Below are 17,830 nucleotides of genomic sequence, written 5' to 3' on the forward strand. Positions count from 1 at the left end.
CGGGCTCCGTGTTATTATTTCCTATCTTTCTTAATAACAAATTATATCACTCACATTAGGTAAAATTGAATGGATATGAGCAATAGCATTTGGAAGAAACCCGTAAGTCTCGAAATTTTGAATGCGTCTTCCAAGAATACCCTGATGGAACACTTGAATATCGTTTACACCAATTTCACGGAAAATACGATTTCAGCCACAATGCCTGTTTCGTCCATTACCCATCAACCTTTGGGAATGCTGCACGGCGGGGCATCTGTCGTATTAGCAGAATCTCTTGGTTCCATTGCTGCTAATTTTGCTGTAGACGATGATTCATATTGCGTTGGACTCGATATTAACGCCAACCATGTGAGGGCGATGAGAAAAGGCGTAGTTACCGGAACCGCGAGCCCACTTCATTTAGGTATTTCAACCCAAGTGTGGCAGATAAATCTTGTTGACGAACAAGATCGACTCATTTGCACCAGTCGCTTGACGATTGCGGTAAAAACCAAGAAAGCGAAATCCTGATGGTCATTACTTTTAAAAGCGGAAAAATCATTGCCACAATGCACGAGGTTGTTGTGAAGCTAACTGGCGAACATTTTGTTACTCTGCAAAGCCAGACAGACGCAATATCCCTATTAGGCAACGGTGCAAATGTCGTCGCTGCAAATGGTGCAGAATGTAAGTGGTCCATAAAGTTAGATAACCACCAACAGCTGGAACAGCTAGCAGAACAACTTGGGATCTCTATCCAGTAAGTTTAATAGTGCTTTAATTTCGCTGGTGCTAAAATAAGGAAATTCTGAGATTCCACTTGTCGAGAGTTTTTCCTCATTATGAGCAGCCCACGCCTTCGAAGCCAATTCGAAACTCTATTCGAGCATTACAACGGAACCGATTCAGAGGTTCAGTTAGAAGATATCACCGACATTCTTTTTTGTACCCGACGCAACGCCCGTATTGTGTTAAACAAGCTTGCAGAAGAGGGCTGGATCGAGTGGCACCCGGCGGCGGGCAGGGGGAAGCTCTCACAACTTATCTTCCTCAGAAACAAACAGGATGTCAGTGAAAATCTCGCCAAGCGATACTTAGAAGAAGGCAAAATTGGTCAGGCGCTGAACGTTCTGGAACGCGATGCCTCTCGCCTGACGCAGGTGATTCAGGATTACCTTGGTCTTCAACACCAACAAGGACAGCAAGTTGTCCGCTTACCTTATTATCGAGCACTCAGAATGCTCAATCCTCACAAGCCCACGCGCCGCTCAGAACAGCACATCATCAGACAAGTTTTCTCTGGCTTGACCAAGTTAGACGAAAACGAACAGGTTCAAGGCGACTTAGCGCACGACTGGGAAATGATTTCTGATAAGCACTGGCGTTTCTATATTCGTCCCGGAGTTCGATGCCATAATGGCAATCTGCTAACATCGCAAGACATTGTTGAGAGCCTGACCTGTTCCGCCAATTGCCAGATGTTCGACCATATCAGTAAAGTAGAGGAAGTTTCTTCTTGGGTGGTAGATATTCACCTTTCATTGCCAGACTGGCATTTACCCCTGCTTCTTGCCGAAACGAATGCCAAAATACTTCCGTCCCATCAGTTACCAGATGATGAGATGGATCGAACGCCCGTTGGGACTGGTCCTTATCGAGTACTGATCAATGATGATAAGAGGCTAGTGCTAGAAGCTTTTGATGGCTATTTCGGCTTTCGACCTCTTATCGATAAGGTAGAAGTCTGGGTGATTGATGAAGCTTATTCCACTCTTGTTTATCCAAGTTTGCAGCATCCAACCAAACCCCAGCATCGCGAACATGAAGATGTCGAACTGGATCCCGGTTGTACTTACCTTTTACTTAATCAAAAGCATGGGCTGGCGAAAGATCAGGAGTGGGCAAATTATTTCTGCTCACGCCTTAACTGCTTCGATGTGTTTGAATTAATGCCTAAAGATAAAATAGTAGAGCAGGGGTTGTTGCACGCTCATGGATTAAAGCCAGGCTGGTTTCACAATCGACCGACAGGTTCCCAGACCAAGCCACCGGCACAGGTCACCATCAAAGTCGCTTACCACTGCTTCCATCCGGGGTTCAAAATGTATGCTGCAGCAATTGAACAATTGCTTAAGCAAGACGGACTGAACGTTGAATACATACGTTACGATGTAGAACCGGAAAACATGAGCGAAATCGATATCTGGATTAAGCCAATGGGGATCAGCACTAATCGCGATGACGGATTACTCGGCTGGTTTCTTAGCTACGGTGACATCCACAACATGTGTAGAGAAGAACAGTTTACCAAGTGGCGTACAATCATAAACGAATGGCGAGCACAACCAGAAATGGCGTTCCCTGCGAAGCGACTTGGCAAAGAACTGGTAGAAAGCCAGATTCTGATTCCGATGTTCCATGGTTGGCTTGGTTTGAGTAAAGACCAGTGCGGTTCGTTACAGAATGCTAAAACTAACGCGCTTGGGTGGTTCGATTTCAGCAAAGTCTGGGTGAAACCCGAACTAGAGCTTGAATCTCTGAATACGGAAGGCAACAACAGTTAACAACGCCATATTCCCATCGGTTATAAAACCAGCAAAAACATGCTGGTTATATTATTTCATTGAAGTCATGATGAAGTGGTGACTAAGTTAGGAACTCGGCATGCCTTCATTGAAAAACCAACTCTACATTCTCGTTGCCATGGTAGCATTTGCTGGCAATTCCGTATTGTGCCGACTTGCGCTTGCAGATAGTCAAATAGACCCCGGTACCTTTACCGCCATTCGTCTTATTTCCGGCGCATTTACGCTCTTCATTTTGGTAAACCTGACTCGTTCCGGACGACGATTCTCTCTTTTTTCTGATGATTTTAACCTCAAGGGCAGTGCACTGCTGTTTGGATACGCCATTTGCTTTTCTTATGCGTATATCGATCTAGCCACTGGAACAGGCGCTTTATTGTTGTTTGGCGCGGTTCAACTGACCATTATCATTGTGTCTTTATTAGCAGGCATAAAACTCAAAGCGGCTGCAATCGCTGGAGTAATTATCTCGTTTAGTGGTTTAGCCATACTATTGCTGCCGGGGGCAACTCAACCTGACTTAACAGGAGCAATTTTGATGGTCGTTTCCGGTATATGTTGGGGCGGATACACGTTAAATGGAAAATCGAGTTCTAATCCGCTTGTTTCGACCCAGTTAAACTTCATTGGGGCATCGATCCCAGTTTTCTTGTTACTGCCTTGGTTGGTGGAGTGGGATTCCGCCTCTCGCGAAGGCATCCTTTACGCACTTTTATCAGGTAGCATCGCATCTGGTCTAGGCTATGCAATTTGGTATCGGGTGGTGAAGCACATATCCGGGCTTCAGGCGGGTGTTGTTCAGTTGTCTGTCCCAGTCATCGCGGCTCTGGGCGGGGTGCTTTTTGTCAGTGAACCTATCACTGTGTGGTTTTTGGTGTCATCTCTACTTGTTCTGGGTGGTATCGCGATTACTTTAGTAACGAAAGGTTAATTTCTTCGGTTAATTAGGTAAAATATCACTACCTAGATTTTCGCAAACTGAAAGATGGCAAAACCCAATAAAAAGTTACCCTCTAAGGCTGTCGATGTTTTCTGTTCTAAATGCAGAACAAAACTCTACCGTTACAGAAAGGGCGGAAAAGGGGCGCTGGTAAAGTGTTTTGTCGAACGTATTGTAGAAGACTACACAACTACACCTTGTGAGTGCCCGGAATGCGGGACAGTATTTGCGCGCCAAACACTTATTCGGGGTGTCCCAGCGAATAAAATCGTCGGTGGTAAAGTCTTCGCTAAGTAATCTAAACCAAGGGGCAATCATGTCAGAATCAGAATTTTGCGTCGTCCTCACTACGGTTAACGATAATGAAACCAAACGTGGAATTGTCAGCACACTATTAACAGAGAAGCTGGCTGCTTGTATTCAGGTACTACCGATTGAAAGCTATTATCTTTGGGAAGAAAAGGTATGTGAAGACGGTGAGCAGCTATTGGTGATTAAGACTCAAAGCGCTCGATACCACCATGTAGAAGAGGTAATAAAAAAGCTGCATAACTATGAGGTTCCTCAAGTCGTGCAGCTTCCGATCAGTTCAGGGTTATCAGAATACCTAGACTGGGTTAAATCGAATACTCAGGCTTAGCCTTCTCGACAGCCATGGATTGGCTATTAAAGTAGAATGCGATGAGAACGGTGATGGCTCCTAAGGTGTCGCACAACATGTCTCTCTGAGCATCCCAGATGTCACCCTGCGATCCCAAAAACGCAATACCTTCATTGCCGCCAGCCAGTTCCGCATACCACCACTCAATAATTTCATATCCCGCCGCCACACTCATTAAGGCAAATAAACCAAACAGTGTAGAAATAACAACCGAAGCGTGATTTTTTCTGTACAGGTATTCCGCAATTGGGTAAGCCCAAAATCCGATGGAATAGTGAGCCACGCGATCATAATGATTTCGTTCTGAGCCAATTAAATCGTTAAACCAGTTGAAAGGGACCTCTGCAAATGTGAATTTGGCTCCGATGGTGTGCATGAAAAGCCAGACAAACATCAATATATAAGCGGTATTGCTGAATCGGAATTTGTGGTGAGTCAACACAATGAAAGCAAATGCCAGAAGCACTGGAATTATTTCAGCTATCCAAACAGCCCAGGAAGCAGGGTTGATCATCGAAAAGATAAGAACGGCGATATAGTTAACTGAAAGTAAAGAAAGCACGCGGTTAGAAAGTAGAGATTTCAACATTTTCGTTTTCCCTAATCATTTGTTTGAAGCGATTATACACACAATAAAACACTGTTCAATTAAATTTTAAAGCCACTTATAAATATCAATTGATAACAAGGTGAATAATGTTTAATCGTAAATGTTTCAGAGAAAGCGTGAGATGTTACAGAACAAAGTGAGATTTCGATCTGAAAAAGGAAATGAGACTAGCAGTTTTTACTTAACTAATAACTACTTAGATAACTAAAGTGCGGGGTTTATATAAAAACGTTATGAATTGCGGCTTAAGAATTTATTACAAATGATAATTGCATCACCTTTTATAAAGAAAGAACATTGATTATCTGAATTTGTGTATAAAATTCTGCGACAATCCGGCGTTTAAGGTGAAGATTGCTATCTATCACCATTGGATTCCGCACTTATCACTCAAGGATTCGAGTTTTTCAAGACATTCAATTTCCGAATGTGGAGAACTCAAATATAAAGATATGGAGATTAAAATGAAGTTAAAAAAATCCGTATTGGCGCTAGCAGGCGCTGCTGCACTGATGAGCAGCCAAGCTCTCTCAGCCGATGACAAACTGACTCTGGGCATCTCTCAATACCCTTCAACTCTTCACCCAATTATCGATAGTATGGTTGCGAAAACCTATACCCACGGTTTTACGTTTCGCGACACTATTGGTTTTGATCAGCAATGGAAGCTGATGTGTTTTCTTTGTGAAGAAGTCCCATCTTTCGAAAATGGCCTAGCTGTTGTTGTCGACCGTCCCCACGCTAAAGAGGGCGAAAGCGAAAAAGGCGTTAAGATCACCGTTAAGTTTAAAAAAGACCTCTTCTGGGGTGACGGTACGCCAATCACGACTAAAGACGTTAAATTCTGGTATGACGTAGCGACTTCTTCTGAAGTGCAAGGCAATGCCGGTCTTTCTACATACCAACACATGGAAAAACTTGAAGTTGTCGATGACTACACCGTAAACGTCTATGTAGACCGTGTTTCTTACAAGTACAACGCATACTACATTCCAAGTGTGTTACCACGTCACGTTGAAGAATCTGTTTTCAATGCCAATCCTAAGGAATATCACCTTAAAACTAAGTACGTAACAGACCCAACCAATGCCGCTCTATACAACGGCCCTTATACTATTAAGAACCTGAAGCAAGGTCAGTTTGTTATTCTTGGTCTGAATGAGCACTGGAAAGGCAAGCAACCTCATTTTGGCAACATCACAATCAAAACTGTTTCGGATACACAAGCACTTCAGGCAAACCTCCTATCTGGCGACGTGGATTACATCCCGGGTGAAATGGGTCTGACTCTTGACCAGGCGCTTCAGTTCGAGAAGAAGTTCGGTAACAAGTACGACGTTGATATTCGCCCAGCTGCTTTGTATGAGCATCTTGACGTGCAGCTGCAAAATGAACATCTGCAAGACGTACGCGTTCGTCAGGCACTGCTGTTCGGTCTGGATCGCGAACTACTGACTAAGAAACTGTTCGCTGGTAAACAAAAAGTGGCTAACTCAAACGTAAGTCCACTTGATGCTTCATTTGACCCGAATGCACCTTCGTATTCTTACGATCCTGAAAAAGCCAAAGCACTTCTAAAAGAAGCTGGCTACAAGCTGGTGAATGGCGTCCAGATGAAGAACGGCAAACCACTAGAAATTGAATTCATGACTACCTCTGGTAACAAGACTCGTGAATTGGTTCAGCAGTTTGCTCAGGGACAGTGGAAAAAAGTTGGTATCAAAACAATCATTAATAACCAAACTGCGCGCGTTTACTTCGGTACTACACTGAACCAGCGTCAGCACAAAGGTTTAGCAATGTTTGCCTGGGGCTCTTCTCCAGAACAGCTACCAAGAACGACTCTTCATTCTGAATACATCCCAACTAAAGAGAATGGTTGGTCTGGTCAAAACTATGCGGGCTACAAAAACCCGAAAATGGACGAATTGATCAACAAGATTGATGAAGAACTCAACTTCGAAAAACGCATGGAGTTGTGGAAAGAGTTCCAGAATCTTTACGCAACCGAACTACCAGCACTGCCTCTTTACTACCGTTCAGACAGCTACATTAAACCTAAATGGTTAAAAGGTATCGCTCCAACAGGTCACCAGAACTATTCAAGCTACTGGGCTGAAAACTGGACTCGAGAAAAATAAGCGATTGGAATGTCTATGAGTGATGTAATACTAGACGTTCGCAATATGAGTGTGGCCCTCGGGCCGCACTACGCTGTAAAGGATGTCAATTATCAAATCAAATCGGGTGAAATCCTGGGTATCGTAGGGGAGTCTGGCTGTGGTAAGTCTCTCACCTCGTTATCCGTTATGGGTTTGCTTGATAAAAAACTGAAGCTATCTGGTGAAATTGTCTTCGAAGGTGAAAACCTGGTCGGCATGCCAGAAAAGCGCTATCAACAAATTCGTGGTGAAGGCATTGGCATGATCTTCCAGGAGCCAATGACCGCGCTTAACCCAGTAGTAACCGTTGGTGAACAAGTTGCAGAAATGTTCATCATTCATGAAGGTGCTTCAAAAGCTGAAGCGATGAACCGTGCAATCGAAATGCTTAAACAGGTTCATATTCCTTACCCTGAAAAACGGGCAAAAGCTTTCCCTCATGAACTGTCAGGCGGTATGCGTCAGCGTGTAATGATTGCAATGGCGCTGGCTTGTAAGCCAAAAGTTCTGATTGCCGACGAACCAACAACTGCACTTGATGTAACAGTTCAGGCGCAGGTTTTGGATCTTCTTGAAGAACTTCGCGAAACCACTGGCACTGCAATTCAATTCATCAGTCACTCTTTGGGCGTTGTGTCCCAAATCTCTGACCGAGTTATGGTTATGTATGCGGGGCAGGTTGTTGAACTGGCAGATGTAAATGAAATCTTCGACAACCCTCAACACCCTTACACTCAGGCATTGCTTGATACCATCCCAAGAGTTGGTGTGAATGTCGATCGCTTACCTGCGATTCCAGGTAGTGTACCTCCACTCGATCAACGCGGTGATAACTACACATTCCGTGACCGCTGCCCAGAGCTTTACGATCACTATGTAGAAGTAGCGAAAAAGCGTCAACTTAGCAAAGGAGGCGTATCCTGATGGCTCTTTTGGAAGTAAAAAACCTTCAAAAACGTTATGTGCTTGAAGCAGGCTCAATGTTTGGTCGCGAGCCACAATACCTGCACGTAACAAAAAACGTATCTCTAAAACTCGAACCGGGTAAAACGCTCGCCGTAGTAGGTGAGTCAGGTTCAGGAAAATCCACACTCGGTCGTATGGTGAGCATGCTAGATGTGCCGGATTCTGGTGATATCTACCTTGCTGGGCAAGAGATCTCTCGCCTAAGTTCCAGAGCACAGCGCCCGCTTAGACAGCGAATTGGTCTGGTTTTCCAGGACCCGTATTCCGCACTCAATCCAAGAATGCCCATTCTGGATTCATTGATTGAGCCAATGAAAGTGAACGGCATTGGCAACAAAGAAAAGCAACGTGCTCGCGCACTTGAAGTACTGGAGTGGGTAGGTATGCGTGAAGACGTATTAACCCGTTACCCGCACGAGTTTTCCGGTGGTCAACGTCAGCGTATCGCAATCGCACGTGCATTGATGCTCAAACCAGAGCTCATTATTGCAGATGAGCCACTTTCCGCTCTGGATGTGTCTGTACAGTCGCAAATCCTCAACTTGTTTAAAGATCTTCAAGAGGAACATGGCATCGCCTTCTTCTTTATCAGTCATGACATGGCAGTGGTTTACCACTTAGCGCATGAAGTGGTTGTGATGAAGAGTGGTGAAATTGTGGAGCAGGCGACGAAAGAAGAATTCTTCGAAAGTCCTAAGCATCCATACAGCCAAGAATTGCTTAACGCAGTTCCAGACATTGGAAACACTCGCCGCCGAAATCAACCGGATAGGAAATCGGCGTAACGATGGCAAGCAAGATTAAGAAGCTGAAACAACAGCTCGGACGTTAATATGAAAAGCTTTTTTATTTCACGGATACTGCAAATGTTTTTGGTGCTATTTTTAGCCTCATTTGCAGCTTACAACCTTATGGGTCTGATGCCCGGCGATCCTATCGATTTGCTGGCTCAGAGCGACCCGAACATCACTTCTGAAGACATCGCCCGACTAAAAGCAGAGCAGGGTCTGGATAAACCTGTTTATGTACGTTACTTCGTATGGCTAGGAGATGCGCTTCAAGGTGATCTGGGTTACTCACGTATGTTCTCGCAACCAGCCATTGACGTTTTGTGGGACGCAATGAAGAACACATTGGTTCTGGTCGGTAGCGGTACATTACTTTCAATTCTTATTGCACTTCCACTTGGCATTATCTGTGCGGTTAAACAAAACAAGGCAACTGACTACATCATCAGTGGTTTGACTTACCTGTTCCTGTCGACTCCAGCAGCGTGGTTAGCACTTATGCTGATCATGATCTTCTCTGTGGTTTACCCAATCTTCCCTGCAGGGGGAACGGGTGAAGCAGATGGTGCTGAAGGCTTGGAAAAACTTCAATACATGGTTCTTCCAATTCTCAGCCTGACTTTGCTGAGTATCGCGTCGATTTCACGTTTCATGCGCTCCAGTATGCTGGAAGTGTTCAGACAAGATTTCGTACGTACAGCTAAAGCAAAAGGTGCTTCATCCACACGTGTTCTTTTCAAGCACTGTATTAAAAACGGCATGCTGCCAATGATCACCGTATTGGCAATGGATGTTGCAGCTCTAATGAGTGGTGCTGTACTGACTGAAACCATCTTTAGCTGGCCGGGAATCGGTAAGCTTACCGTTGATTCCATCAATGGCAGTGACTACAACGTGGCTATGCTGTGCTTTATGGTCGCAACCACTGCGATCTTGGTGATGAACTTTATTGCCGACATCTTGTATTCAAAAGTCGACCCACGCATTGATCTTACCAAAGGGGGTAACAAATGAGTTACGTTGCTAAACGAAGTCAAAACCCTTGGGTTCAGGTCGGTCAGCGTTTGTACCGCCATAAATTGGCGATGGTTTCGCTGTTCTTCTTAGCTGCTCTGACGGTCGTCTGTTTCAGCGCAAACTCGATTGCAGGGTGGTTAGGTGTTGATCCGTATGCTGATGATCTATTCAGCCGCTTCGAAGTGCCGGATGAAGACAATATTCTGGGTACTGACGAATTGGGTCGCGATATTTTCACTCGATTACTTCTTGGTGGTCAGGTATCGCTAACCTTTGCATTTATGGCAGCCATTGCAACTTCCGTTATTGGCACCATCCTAGGTGTGGTTGCAGGCTACCATGGCGGAAAAGTCGACGCATTCATCATGCGTGCAGCTGACTTCATCATCAGCTTGCCAGGCATTATGCTTTTAATCCTGATTCAAAGTATCGATATGACTAAATTGGGTTTTTCTGAAGAGTTAGTACGTTCAGACAGCTTCAGTATCTACCGCTTGGTTGTTGTACTTTCACTTTTGGGCTGGCCATTTGCCGCTCGTCTTGTTCGTTCAAACACGCTTTCCGTTAAGCACCGTGAATACGTTCAGGCAGCAATTGGTTATGGTGCCAGCCACTGGTTTGTAATGACTCGTCATATCGTACCTAATGTCATTGCGCCAGTTATCACAGCAACCACGCTGGGTATCGGTGGTGCAATTCTGACAGAAAGTGCACTGAGCTTCCTTGGTTTTGGTATCAACCCACCAACACCATCATGGGGTAACATGCTACAAAACGCTCGTGAAGCGATGTGGAGCTACCCAATGGCAGCAGTTTACCCGGGAATCATGGTTCTGTTTACTGTAATCACCATCAACTTCTTAGGTGACGGTCTGCAAGAAGCCATCGATCCGAAGTCGTAGCCGTAACAAGTAGATATCAATGAAGCAGCCTGACTCAGGCTGCTTTTGTTGTATCTACCACATGATGTTTCAAAAATTTGAGTGGCGTTAAGTGTGGGAAAGGAGATCCCAATCAAATTTATTAACTAAACAATGTAGAGTATATATTCAAATATTTGTCTTGAATCACGCATCTGTCTACAATTTTAACCTTTCAATAACAAAGAAAAGACAGTCATGAAATTAGAAACTGTAGACTACCGCTCTCCAAATGCTGCGGAGCAATTCGTAAAGTCCCTACGCGAAACGGGCTTTGGTGTTTTAAGCAATCATCCCATTCAAAAAGAACTCGTAGAATCCATCTACGAGAACTGGTACAAGTTCTTCACATCAGAAGAAAAAGAGCAGTATCAATTCAACGTAGAGACACAGGACGGCTATTTTCCACCAAGCGTTTCAGAGGTCGCTAAAGGGCATACAGTGAAAGACATCAAAGAGTACTTTCACGTTTACCCATGGGGACAAATACCGCCTTCTTTGAAAGAACAAATCCTAGATTACTACCAGCAAGCGAATGCCTTTGCGCAGGAATTATTAGGCTGGGTTGAAGAACATGCTCCGCAAGACGTACAGGAAAAGTTCTCAATCGCGCTTTCAGAAATGATCAACGGAAGCGAACAGACTCTGCTTCGCGTGCTCCATTATCCACCAATGACAGGAAGCGAAGAACCAGGTGCAATTCGCGCAGCTGCTCACGAAGACATCAACCTGCTAACCGTTCTACCAGCCGCTAATGAGCCTGGTCTTCAGGTTCTTGGGAAAGATGGCAACTGGTTAGATGTGCCATGTGATTTCGGTAATTTGATCATCAACATCGGCGACATGCTGCAAGAAGCGTCAGGCGGTTACTTCCCATCGACGACGCATCGAGTGATTAACCCGACGGGAGAACAACAAACTCATTCGCGTATCTCTCTGCCCCTGTTTTTGCATCCTAAACCAGAAGTTGTGCTGTCTGAAAGACACACTGCCGGCAGTTACTTAACAGAACGCCTGCGCGAGCTTGGGGTTATCTAAGCAACCAATTTAAAGACCAGCGAATTCGCTGGTCTTTATCCAGTATCTCTCCACCACGTCTTTAAATACCGGAGAGAAGATTTTAGACTCGAGCATCCCGCCACTCTTTTTGATCACGCTTTGTGACGCTTTATTGTCTTCACTTGTTGTGACTAAAACTTCAGAAATCCCAAGCTGTCTGGCTACATCCAACCCGCTTAATAGCATTTTAACCGCGTAACCCATTCTTCTGTAGGAAGGCGCAATATCAAATCCAATATGACCAAGTTCCTGTTTGTGAAACTCACTGTCTAACCGATGACGAATACGGAGCGTACCGACAATGTTACTTCTTTCATCTAAGTACCATCGATGGGAACAGGGCACATAGCCCGGTTTCAAATTTATACCTTGCTCTTCATCAAGTAAGGATTTTATGTAAGCTTGGAAGTCTTCAATGCTTTCGCTATAGAAATCGCAACCAAGAGGATCGAGAGTTTGAATATCGTTGTAAAAATCGATAAAGGCATCTTCATGTGCAACATCAGGAGAGATAAGCATAGGTAAGAGTCTGGTGTAAGTCTTTGATTCAAATTCAAAAGAAACCAGTACCATAATATTGAGCTGTATACAAATTAAAATCTGTGATATCCGTTAACGTATCAGGAATGACAAATTCTCATCTATAGCTTTGAATGTAAGTAGTAGATCCAACGAAGAGTGCTTATGTCGAACAACGATCTTATCCATAGCCATGACCCGCATATGGAAAACCCGCTAGTATGGCCGATTTTGGAAGTTCTGAAAAAACAGCATCAGGGCTGGAAAGTGCATACCTTAGCTTCCCATCTATCCGAGCTTGGAATTATTCCGTTTCTTGATTCATCCCCAGAGAAAGACTTGTTTAAGCGTAACTTTCTTATGATGAACGCTTTATACCAGCTTCAGGACACACTGTATCCTGAATCTTGGGTGCAGGTTCAGGCGATGGATATCCAGCTAATGAACGAGATTGAAGCGAGAGGGCACAAAATAGACGTCGAAGATCCATTGCGAGACTACTACACAGACTGGAGCAACTACGAAGCCGAAAGTGGCGAAGTAAAAAGGCTGCTTGATGAATTCTGGACACGCTATAGAAACTTTGTTGGTTCAGGTAATGGTGACATGACACGTCAGAAAGCGCTGGGATTGTTTGAGTTGGATGAAAATGCAACATACCCCGAAATCAGAAAACAGTGGCGACGTATGGCACTCAAGTGGCATCCGGATAGAGACGGTGGAAACGCAGAACGTTTTCGCACCTTATGCGAAGCATGGCATGTCCTGCGTGATTAATTCCCTAAATGCTGCAAGGGCTGCCTTGCAGCCTCATTTCTCTCTGTCTCATAGGCATTGAGTCGATCAGCTCATTGATGAAAGACCAGTCCGTCTCTTTGCCCCAGCGATACTTCTCTTCACCATCTTTACCAATAAGAATTGCGGTATGTTCGTCTTCGTCTATTCGGTAAATTTTCGCGAGTTTCGCCACGTCAAATTCCAGTTTAAGCCACGAAGGCTCGGTAAATCCGTCGTGGGTCATTACCAATGTGACCACGTCACGTTCTTTTAATGCACATTCATTGGTCAGTGTTTCATACAGAAACTGACGCACGTATTCATCCTCAGAAGGGGCGAAATACAAGATGCTTCTGTGGGTCCAGCTTGGCTCGTAAGCCGGGTAAGAAGCGACGGATGCACTGAACGCAATCAATGCAAGAAGAGGTAGTCGACACATATTGCCCCTCCGTTTCGGTTAGATTCCATGCCTTCTGGGTGCTCAATTCAGGCATCTGGAATAGGGTAAGTATGGTCTTCTTACGGAAATAAAGAGCAAATAAGTGGTATTAAAGTCGAGATTTCTGGTTATTTCTGTATGCTTGTACGCGCTTAACTCCATTAAAGGTTTGATTGTGGAAAGAATTGCTATATTAGTTGACGTTCAAAACGTGTACTACACAACGCGCGAGACATTTCAGAAGAATTTTGATTACAACGTTTTTTGGCGAAAAGTGACCAAAAATCGCGAAGTGGTTTACGCTAACGCCTATGCGATTTCGAGTACGCAGGAGAAACAACGACAGTTCCACCATATTTTACGTGGCATTGGTTTTAATGTGATTCTGAAACCATTTATTCAACGGATGGACGGCAGCACTAAAGGTGATTGGGACGTTGGTATTGCCATTGACGCGATTGAAATCGCACCAGAGATAGACACATTAGTTCTGGTTTCTGGTGATGGTGATTTCGAAGTGTTGGTAAACAGAATTCGTGAGAAATACGGAAAGAGAGTCGAAGTATACGGAGTCGAAGCGCTTACTGCTCTGTCTCTGGCTAACAGCGCCAGCCAATACGTACCCATCGAAGGAGAACTTCTCCTTTAAGATTTTAACTGCAGCTCAGCGAGTATGCCCGACAATACGTGGGATAAAAGCAGACTCGCTTTGATAATCTTGTAAAAGCTCAAAAGCTTCCTAAATTTAATATTGGAAAAAACATCTAACTTTATGAGTAAGTTTAGATTTCATATTAAATTAGGGGCGAGCTATGCAAAAAACGATTAGGCCTTTTCTCGCAGTATTTCTGTTGTTTCCACTCTTTCTATTTAGCCTTGAAAGCTCAGCGCACGTTAAGTGGTTCGTCGACACAGAAAACGCAGCAGTACAAAACTTCCAGCCATACTCATTCACTGATATCGAAGTTTTGGTATGGATCGTCATCGCTATATTTCTTGTCTGTGCTTCCATATTTCTTGACCCGAGATTGCCTACCATTCCGATCATTGATGCGAAAGCCCGCAAAGATGTAATTGAAATTCTCAGAATATTCACCGGAATGGCATTGCTGCTTACTGCTTATGATGGCTCAATCATCGCCCCGCATTATGACGCGTATGGGCACTTCGGAACCTTCCTGGTGTTCTTTCAAGCGACCATTGGAATCATGCTCATCAGTAACCGGCTGATTTTCCATGCTTCGATCTTACTTATCTTGTTGTTCATGGGTGCAATTGCACAATACGGATTCATCGAAACACTGGAATATTGCAATATTCTGGGCATCGCTTTGTTCCTCATGTTCAACAGTTTTTCCAAGCCAGAACTTCAGGAAAAATACAAACCTTACTCGGTAGCTTCACTGCGCATTTTCACTGGGGTCGCGTTGATTACTCTCGGTGTATCCGAAAAATTGACTGGAGCGCTATACGGGGAAGCGTTTATCGAGATGTATCAATGGAATTTTATGGAGAACTTAGGGTTTGAATTTTACTCTGATCGGCTGCTAGTGCTGTCCGCAGGCATTATGGAAGTGGTGTTCGGAACCATTCTGATTTTGGGAACAACCACACGACTAAATGTTCTGGTTATTTCCAGCTTCATGTTCCTTTCCAACGTAACATTTCTCGTTCAGAACAATAAAGACGCCGCATTAATGGAGCTAATCGGTCATATGCCAATTATCGCATCCGCTCTGGTTCTTATGTTCTTTGGCTACGGGCAGCGTTTAAAAATCACGTCTTTGTTTCGCCAATCTGAAAAAACTGTAGCCGAGGGAACGTTGGATGATACTCGACTTTAAATTTCCATACTCCATTTACTGGGCGCTATTTTTTGTCTTTGTCGGGATATGGATTGCTCCATTCGTTAATGTTTCAGAAATTGAGGAAGAAGATCACAGCTCTCATTACACGCATGATCATTCGATGAGTCATAAAAGATATGAGGTAGCAGAATCAGTCGCGCCAAAAATAGAGCTTGAGCTACTCAAAGATACCAAATCCGGTTGGAACTTGATTCTGCATACAAGCAACTTTGAATTTACTCCTGAAAAGGTAAATCAAAGTAACCAGCCAAACCAGGGACATGCACATCTTTATGTTAACGGTGAGAAGATTACCCGTTTGTACGGTAAATACTTTTATCTTTCAGACTTTCCAGTAGGGGAACATGAAGTCGTTGTGAACCTGAACACCAATGATCACTCAGAGTTTTCGGTAAACGGCGAGGTTATCGAGGCACGAGTGAAACTTATTCAAGTCGGAGATAAAGAAAAGCGCTAACGAGTAGCGCTTCATTCAATGCATAGCTTAGGAATCAGAAGGGGCTGACGTTTCAACTCCTGACTCTTCAGTAGAAGCCTGTTCTGCTTCCATTTTGGCTCTGTCTGCTTTGGAGATGTATTTAGGTTTGTTGCTTTTATGAAGCTTCGCGTTTTTCTTTTTTTGCTTCTTTTTCAGAATCTCGTTGATTTTCTTTTTTCGGTTCATTGCTGTATTCCACTTCGCTCAATGACGCGCAGAATACAGCGATATGAATGTGAATACAACGAACGAAGCCGTTTACTCGCCCGCAACCAAGGTAGGCTTGTGCCTGACACTTACGACCAGCATGTATAAGCTGGTTGCCAGCAAAGTGATAAATAAGTAGCCCATCAATCCTTCGCCGCTTCCCAAAAACAGATCGGCGACGACAGGACCAAATACGGAGCCAACACTGTAGCTAAACAACATCACCTGAGTGGCAGAAACAATATGGTTCTCTGCCAGATTGTCGCACCCTAGGTTGATTGCAATAGGGTATAAGGCGAAACTTGCCATCCCCAGTACAAACAAAGATGACGCCATCACGAGATCAGACTCAAACAGTGTCAGCAGAGCAATTGCACCGGCACCAATGAAACTGAATAACGCGAGTAACAAAGTTCTGCCCGCGTACTTTAACAGCCAAGAAGCAATAGGTTGTACTACCATTCCACCAAGAATCACCAACGCCATCAAACTGCCAACATGGTTTAGCTCAACGTCACGAGTGGTTAACTCAAGAGGCATCAATCCGTAAATCGCTCCCAATACAAGCCCGGAAACTACGCATCCAACGATCGCGGGTTTACTCAATAACAAAATCTGGCGCATTGACATGCTGCCGTGTTGTCCGCACGTAGGTTGAGTAGAGCGAAGTACCACCAAGGATCCCATTGCCATGAAAACCAGAGACAGAATAGCGATAAAGGGGATTAGTCCCGTTACGCCAAATACGCTGATACCCAGTTGCCCAAGAGAAGAACCGCCGTAAAGTGACGCCATGTAGATGCCCAGACGCTTAGCTCGCCCTGACGCGCTACCTGCCAGTAACCAGGATTCGACGATGACAAACACACCAGCTACAGCCATACCGGCCACTAATCGCGCAAAGATCCACACTTCTGCATTCGCAAAAAGGGGCATGATCCCAATGGTGACGGCAAATATTGCTAAACAGGCAACAAATCCGTATTTGTGACCCGTTTTAGCCACGAGTGGCTCTATTGATACGGCGCCAATTAGAAGCCCGGTATAAAAACTGCTCGCCATCCAACTTGCAATTTCATTGCTCATACCGTACTCGCTCAACATCAATGGAATGATGCTCATCAAGTAGCCAGAAGCGACTGCAAATAGGGAAAGCGCAACCACCGGTACAAAGATTTTGAGTGGTGCAGTTGGTGTATTTTCCAATGCCGGAATCTCCTAATGTAAGTGAATTTGGAGACGCGACTATGGGGTCGGATTGACGCTGAGTAAAACGAATAATTTTAGTTCAGACGATAGAAAATATTTGTCGAAGAAAAGGAGAGATTTTAGAAAGAAAAAAGGTCAAATAACGGGAATTTATTTGACCTTAACGATGAATTTTATTTAAACAGTGCCTGGTTTAGCCATTGATCAAACTGGGATTTAGGAAGAGCACCGTTGATAACATCGACTCTTTTGCCACCTTTGAAAACCATCACTGTCGGGATGCTTCTTATCTGGTATTTAGCTCCAAGGTTCTGCTGAGCTTCCGTATCAATTTTAACAAATCTCACATTACCTTTTCTTTCCTGTGCCACATCGGAAAACACAGGAGCAAAGCCAACACAAGGGTTACACCAAGGCGCCCAGAAGTCGACTACCACGGGCTGGTCACTTTGTAGTAGGGCATCAATATTTTGCTCTGTACCTTCAATGGGCGCACCATCAAAAAGATGAGATTTACATTTGCCACAAGTTGCCGCATCCGACACACGTTCCAGTGGAACTCGGTTTACCCCTTGGCAAGACGGGCAACGAGAATTGAAGCTAGACATAGTTACTCCTTATTTTTTTGAGTATTTTATCAAAC

The 17,830-nt window shown here is 44.3% G+C and carries 22 protein-coding genes; 16 read left to right on the plus strand and 6 right to left on the minus strand.

The features are described 5' to 3' along the window. Positions 1-75 precede the first annotated feature (75 nt). The 6 genes from QMG91_RS23315 (at position 76) to cutA (ending at position 4,147) form a co-directional block, all read left to right on the plus strand. Positions 76-513, plus strand: coding sequence for a hotdog fold thioesterase (locus QMG91_RS23315; RefSeq protein WP_281832654.1), 438 nt, complete (start codon positions 76-78; stop codon positions 511-513). Next, positions 513-746 carry a DUF3389 domain-containing protein gene (locus tag QMG91_RS23320; RefSeq protein WP_281832657.1) on the plus strand — a complete coding sequence of 78 codons (234 nt, stop codon included), beginning with the start codon at positions 513-515 and terminating at the stop codon, positions 744-746. The genes QMG91_RS23315 and QMG91_RS23320 overlap by 1 nt, the downstream gene beginning before the upstream one ends. 78 nt (positions 747-824) lie before the next feature. Further along, positions 825-2,546, plus strand: coding sequence for an SgrR family transcriptional regulator (locus QMG91_RS23325; RefSeq protein ID WP_281830482.1), 1,722 nt, complete (start codon positions 825-827; stop codon positions 2,544-2,546). A 100-nt stretch (positions 2,547-2,646) separates the two neighbouring features. After that, a complete protein-coding gene (locus tag QMG91_RS23330) occupies positions 2,647-3,498 on the plus strand; it encodes a DMT family transporter (RefSeq protein WP_022611136.1) in 852 nt (283 codons plus the stop codon). A gap of 54 nt (positions 3,499-3,552) precedes the next feature. Next, complete coding sequence (locus QMG91_RS23335; RefSeq protein ID WP_281830483.1) at positions 3,553-3,804, plus strand: hypothetical protein; 252 nt, start codon at positions 3,553-3,555, stop codon at positions 3,802-3,804. A gap of 19 nt (positions 3,805-3,823) precedes the next feature. Further along, positions 3,824-4,147 carry a divalent-cation tolerance protein CutA gene (gene cutA / locus QMG91_RS23340; protein ID WP_004400408.1) on the plus strand — a complete coding sequence of 108 codons (324 nt, stop codon included), beginning with the start codon at positions 3,824-3,826 and terminating at the stop codon, positions 4,145-4,147. On the opposite strand, the gene QMG91_RS23345 is transcribed toward cutA, so the two are convergent. After that, a complete protein-coding gene (locus QMG91_RS23345; RefSeq protein ID WP_281830484.1) occupies positions 4,125-4,757 on the minus strand; it encodes a DUF2238 domain-containing protein in 633 nt (210 codons plus the stop codon). The genes cutA and QMG91_RS23345 overlap by 23 nt on opposite strands. A 485-nt stretch (positions 4,758-5,242) precedes the next feature. Between QMG91_RS23345 and QMG91_RS23350 the strand changes: the two genes are divergently transcribed. The 6 genes from QMG91_RS23350 to QMG91_RS23375 all read left to right on the plus strand — a co-directional run bounded on the left by QMG91_RS23350 (position 5,243) and on the right by QMG91_RS23375 (position 11,669). Then, entirely contained in the window at positions 5,243-6,919 is a 1,677-nt protein-coding gene (locus QMG91_RS23350) for a peptide ABC transporter substrate-binding protein (RefSeq protein WP_281830485.1), read from the plus strand. A 15-nt stretch (positions 6,920-6,934) separates the two neighbouring features. After that, positions 6,935-7,864 (plus strand): ABC transporter ATP-binding protein, encoded by a 930-nt coding sequence (locus QMG91_RS23355; protein WP_038122875.1) that lies wholly within the window; start codon positions 6,935-6,937, stop codon positions 7,862-7,864. Continuing rightward, positions 7,864-8,691, plus strand: a complete 828-nt coding sequence (locus QMG91_RS23360; protein ID WP_022561406.1) for an ATP-binding cassette domain-containing protein — start codon at positions 7,864-7,866, stop codon at positions 8,689-8,691. Before QMG91_RS23355 ends, QMG91_RS23360 begins: the two co-directional genes overlap by 1 nt. Before the next feature lie 48 nt (positions 8,692-8,739). Then, positions 8,740-9,708, plus strand: a complete 969-nt coding sequence (locus tag QMG91_RS23365) for an ABC transporter permease (RefSeq protein ID WP_223097287.1) — start codon at positions 8,740-8,742, stop codon at positions 9,706-9,708. Continuing rightward, complete coding sequence (locus tag QMG91_RS23370; RefSeq protein ID WP_022561408.1) at positions 9,705-10,613, plus strand: ABC transporter permease; 909 nt, start codon at positions 9,705-9,707, stop codon at positions 10,611-10,613. Before QMG91_RS23365 ends, QMG91_RS23370 begins: the two co-directional genes overlap by 4 nt. Before the next feature lie 216 nt (positions 10,614-10,829). Continuing rightward, positions 10,830-11,669, plus strand: coding sequence for an isopenicillin N synthase family dioxygenase (locus QMG91_RS23375; protein ID WP_281830486.1), 840 nt, complete (start codon positions 10,830-10,832; stop codon positions 11,667-11,669). A gap of 9 nt (positions 11,670-11,678) precedes the next feature. On the opposite strand, the gene QMG91_RS23380 is transcribed toward QMG91_RS23375, so the two are convergent. Beyond that, on the minus strand, positions 11,679-12,209 hold the full coding sequence (locus QMG91_RS23380) for a GNAT family N-acetyltransferase (RefSeq protein WP_281830487.1): 531 nt from the start codon (positions 12,207-12,209) through the stop codon (positions 11,679-11,681). A gap of 165 nt (positions 12,210-12,374) precedes the next feature. Here QMG91_RS23380 and QMG91_RS23385 point away from each other — a divergent pair, with 165 nt between their 5' ends. Continuing rightward, entirely contained in the window at positions 12,375-12,986 is a 612-nt protein-coding gene (locus tag QMG91_RS23385; RefSeq protein ID WP_281830488.1) for a DNA-J related domain-containing protein, read from the plus strand. A gap of 4 nt (positions 12,987-12,990) precedes the next feature. Here QMG91_RS23385 and QMG91_RS23390 read toward each other — a convergent pair whose 3' ends face one another. Then, the gene (locus QMG91_RS23390; RefSeq protein WP_281830489.1) at positions 12,991-13,425 is read right to left on the minus strand and encodes a DUF4174 domain-containing protein; all 435 of its coding nucleotides are present in this window, start codon (positions 13,423-13,425) and stop codon (positions 12,991-12,993) included. A gap of 175 nt (positions 13,426-13,600) precedes the next feature. On the opposite strand from QMG91_RS23390, the gene QMG91_RS23395 reads away from it, so the two are divergent. The 3 genes from QMG91_RS23395 (at position 13,601) to QMG91_RS23405 (ending at position 15,750) form a co-directional block, all read left to right on the plus strand. Then, a complete protein-coding gene (locus QMG91_RS23395) occupies positions 13,601-14,074 on the plus strand; it encodes a LabA-like NYN domain-containing protein (RefSeq protein ID WP_038124227.1) in 474 nt (157 codons plus the stop codon). A 163-nt stretch (positions 14,075-14,237) separates the two neighbouring features. Next, positions 14,238-15,269, plus strand: coding sequence for a DoxX family membrane protein (locus QMG91_RS23400; protein WP_281830490.1), 1,032 nt, complete (start codon positions 14,238-14,240; stop codon positions 15,267-15,269). Continuing rightward, on the plus strand, positions 15,253-15,750 hold the full coding sequence (locus tag QMG91_RS23405; protein ID WP_281830491.1) for a hypothetical protein: 498 nt from the start codon (positions 15,253-15,255) through the stop codon (positions 15,748-15,750). The genes QMG91_RS23400 and QMG91_RS23405 overlap by 17 nt, the downstream gene beginning before the upstream one ends. Positions 15,751-15,777: 27 nt before the next feature. On the opposite strand, the gene QMG91_RS23410 is transcribed toward QMG91_RS23405, so the two are convergent. The 3 genes from QMG91_RS23410 to trxC all read right to left on the minus strand — a co-directional run bounded on the left by QMG91_RS23410 (position 15,778) and on the right by trxC (position 17,795). Continuing rightward, the gene (locus QMG91_RS23410) at positions 15,778-15,957 is read right to left on the minus strand and encodes a DUF2986 domain-containing protein (RefSeq protein ID WP_022590568.1); all 180 of its coding nucleotides are present in this window, start codon (positions 15,955-15,957) and stop codon (positions 15,778-15,780) included. Positions 15,958-16,029: 72 nt separating this feature from the next. Next, positions 16,030-17,184 carry an MFS transporter gene (locus QMG91_RS23415; RefSeq protein WP_281830492.1) on the minus strand — a complete coding sequence of 385 codons (1,155 nt, stop codon included), beginning with the start codon at positions 17,182-17,184 and terminating at the stop codon, positions 16,030-16,032. Between the two features lie 176 nt (positions 17,185-17,360). Then, positions 17,361-17,795, minus strand: a complete 435-nt coding sequence (gene trxC, locus QMG91_RS23420; RefSeq protein ID WP_022597120.1) for a thioredoxin TrxC — start codon at positions 17,793-17,795, stop codon at positions 17,361-17,363. Positions 17,796-17,830: the final 35 nt, after the last annotated feature.

The sequence above is a fragment of the Vibrio nigripulchritudo genome, assembly GCF_027924785.1.
In the GTDB taxonomy this organism is placed as follows: domain Bacteria; phylum Pseudomonadota; class Gammaproteobacteria; order Enterobacterales; family Vibrionaceae; genus Vibrio; species Vibrio nigripulchritudo.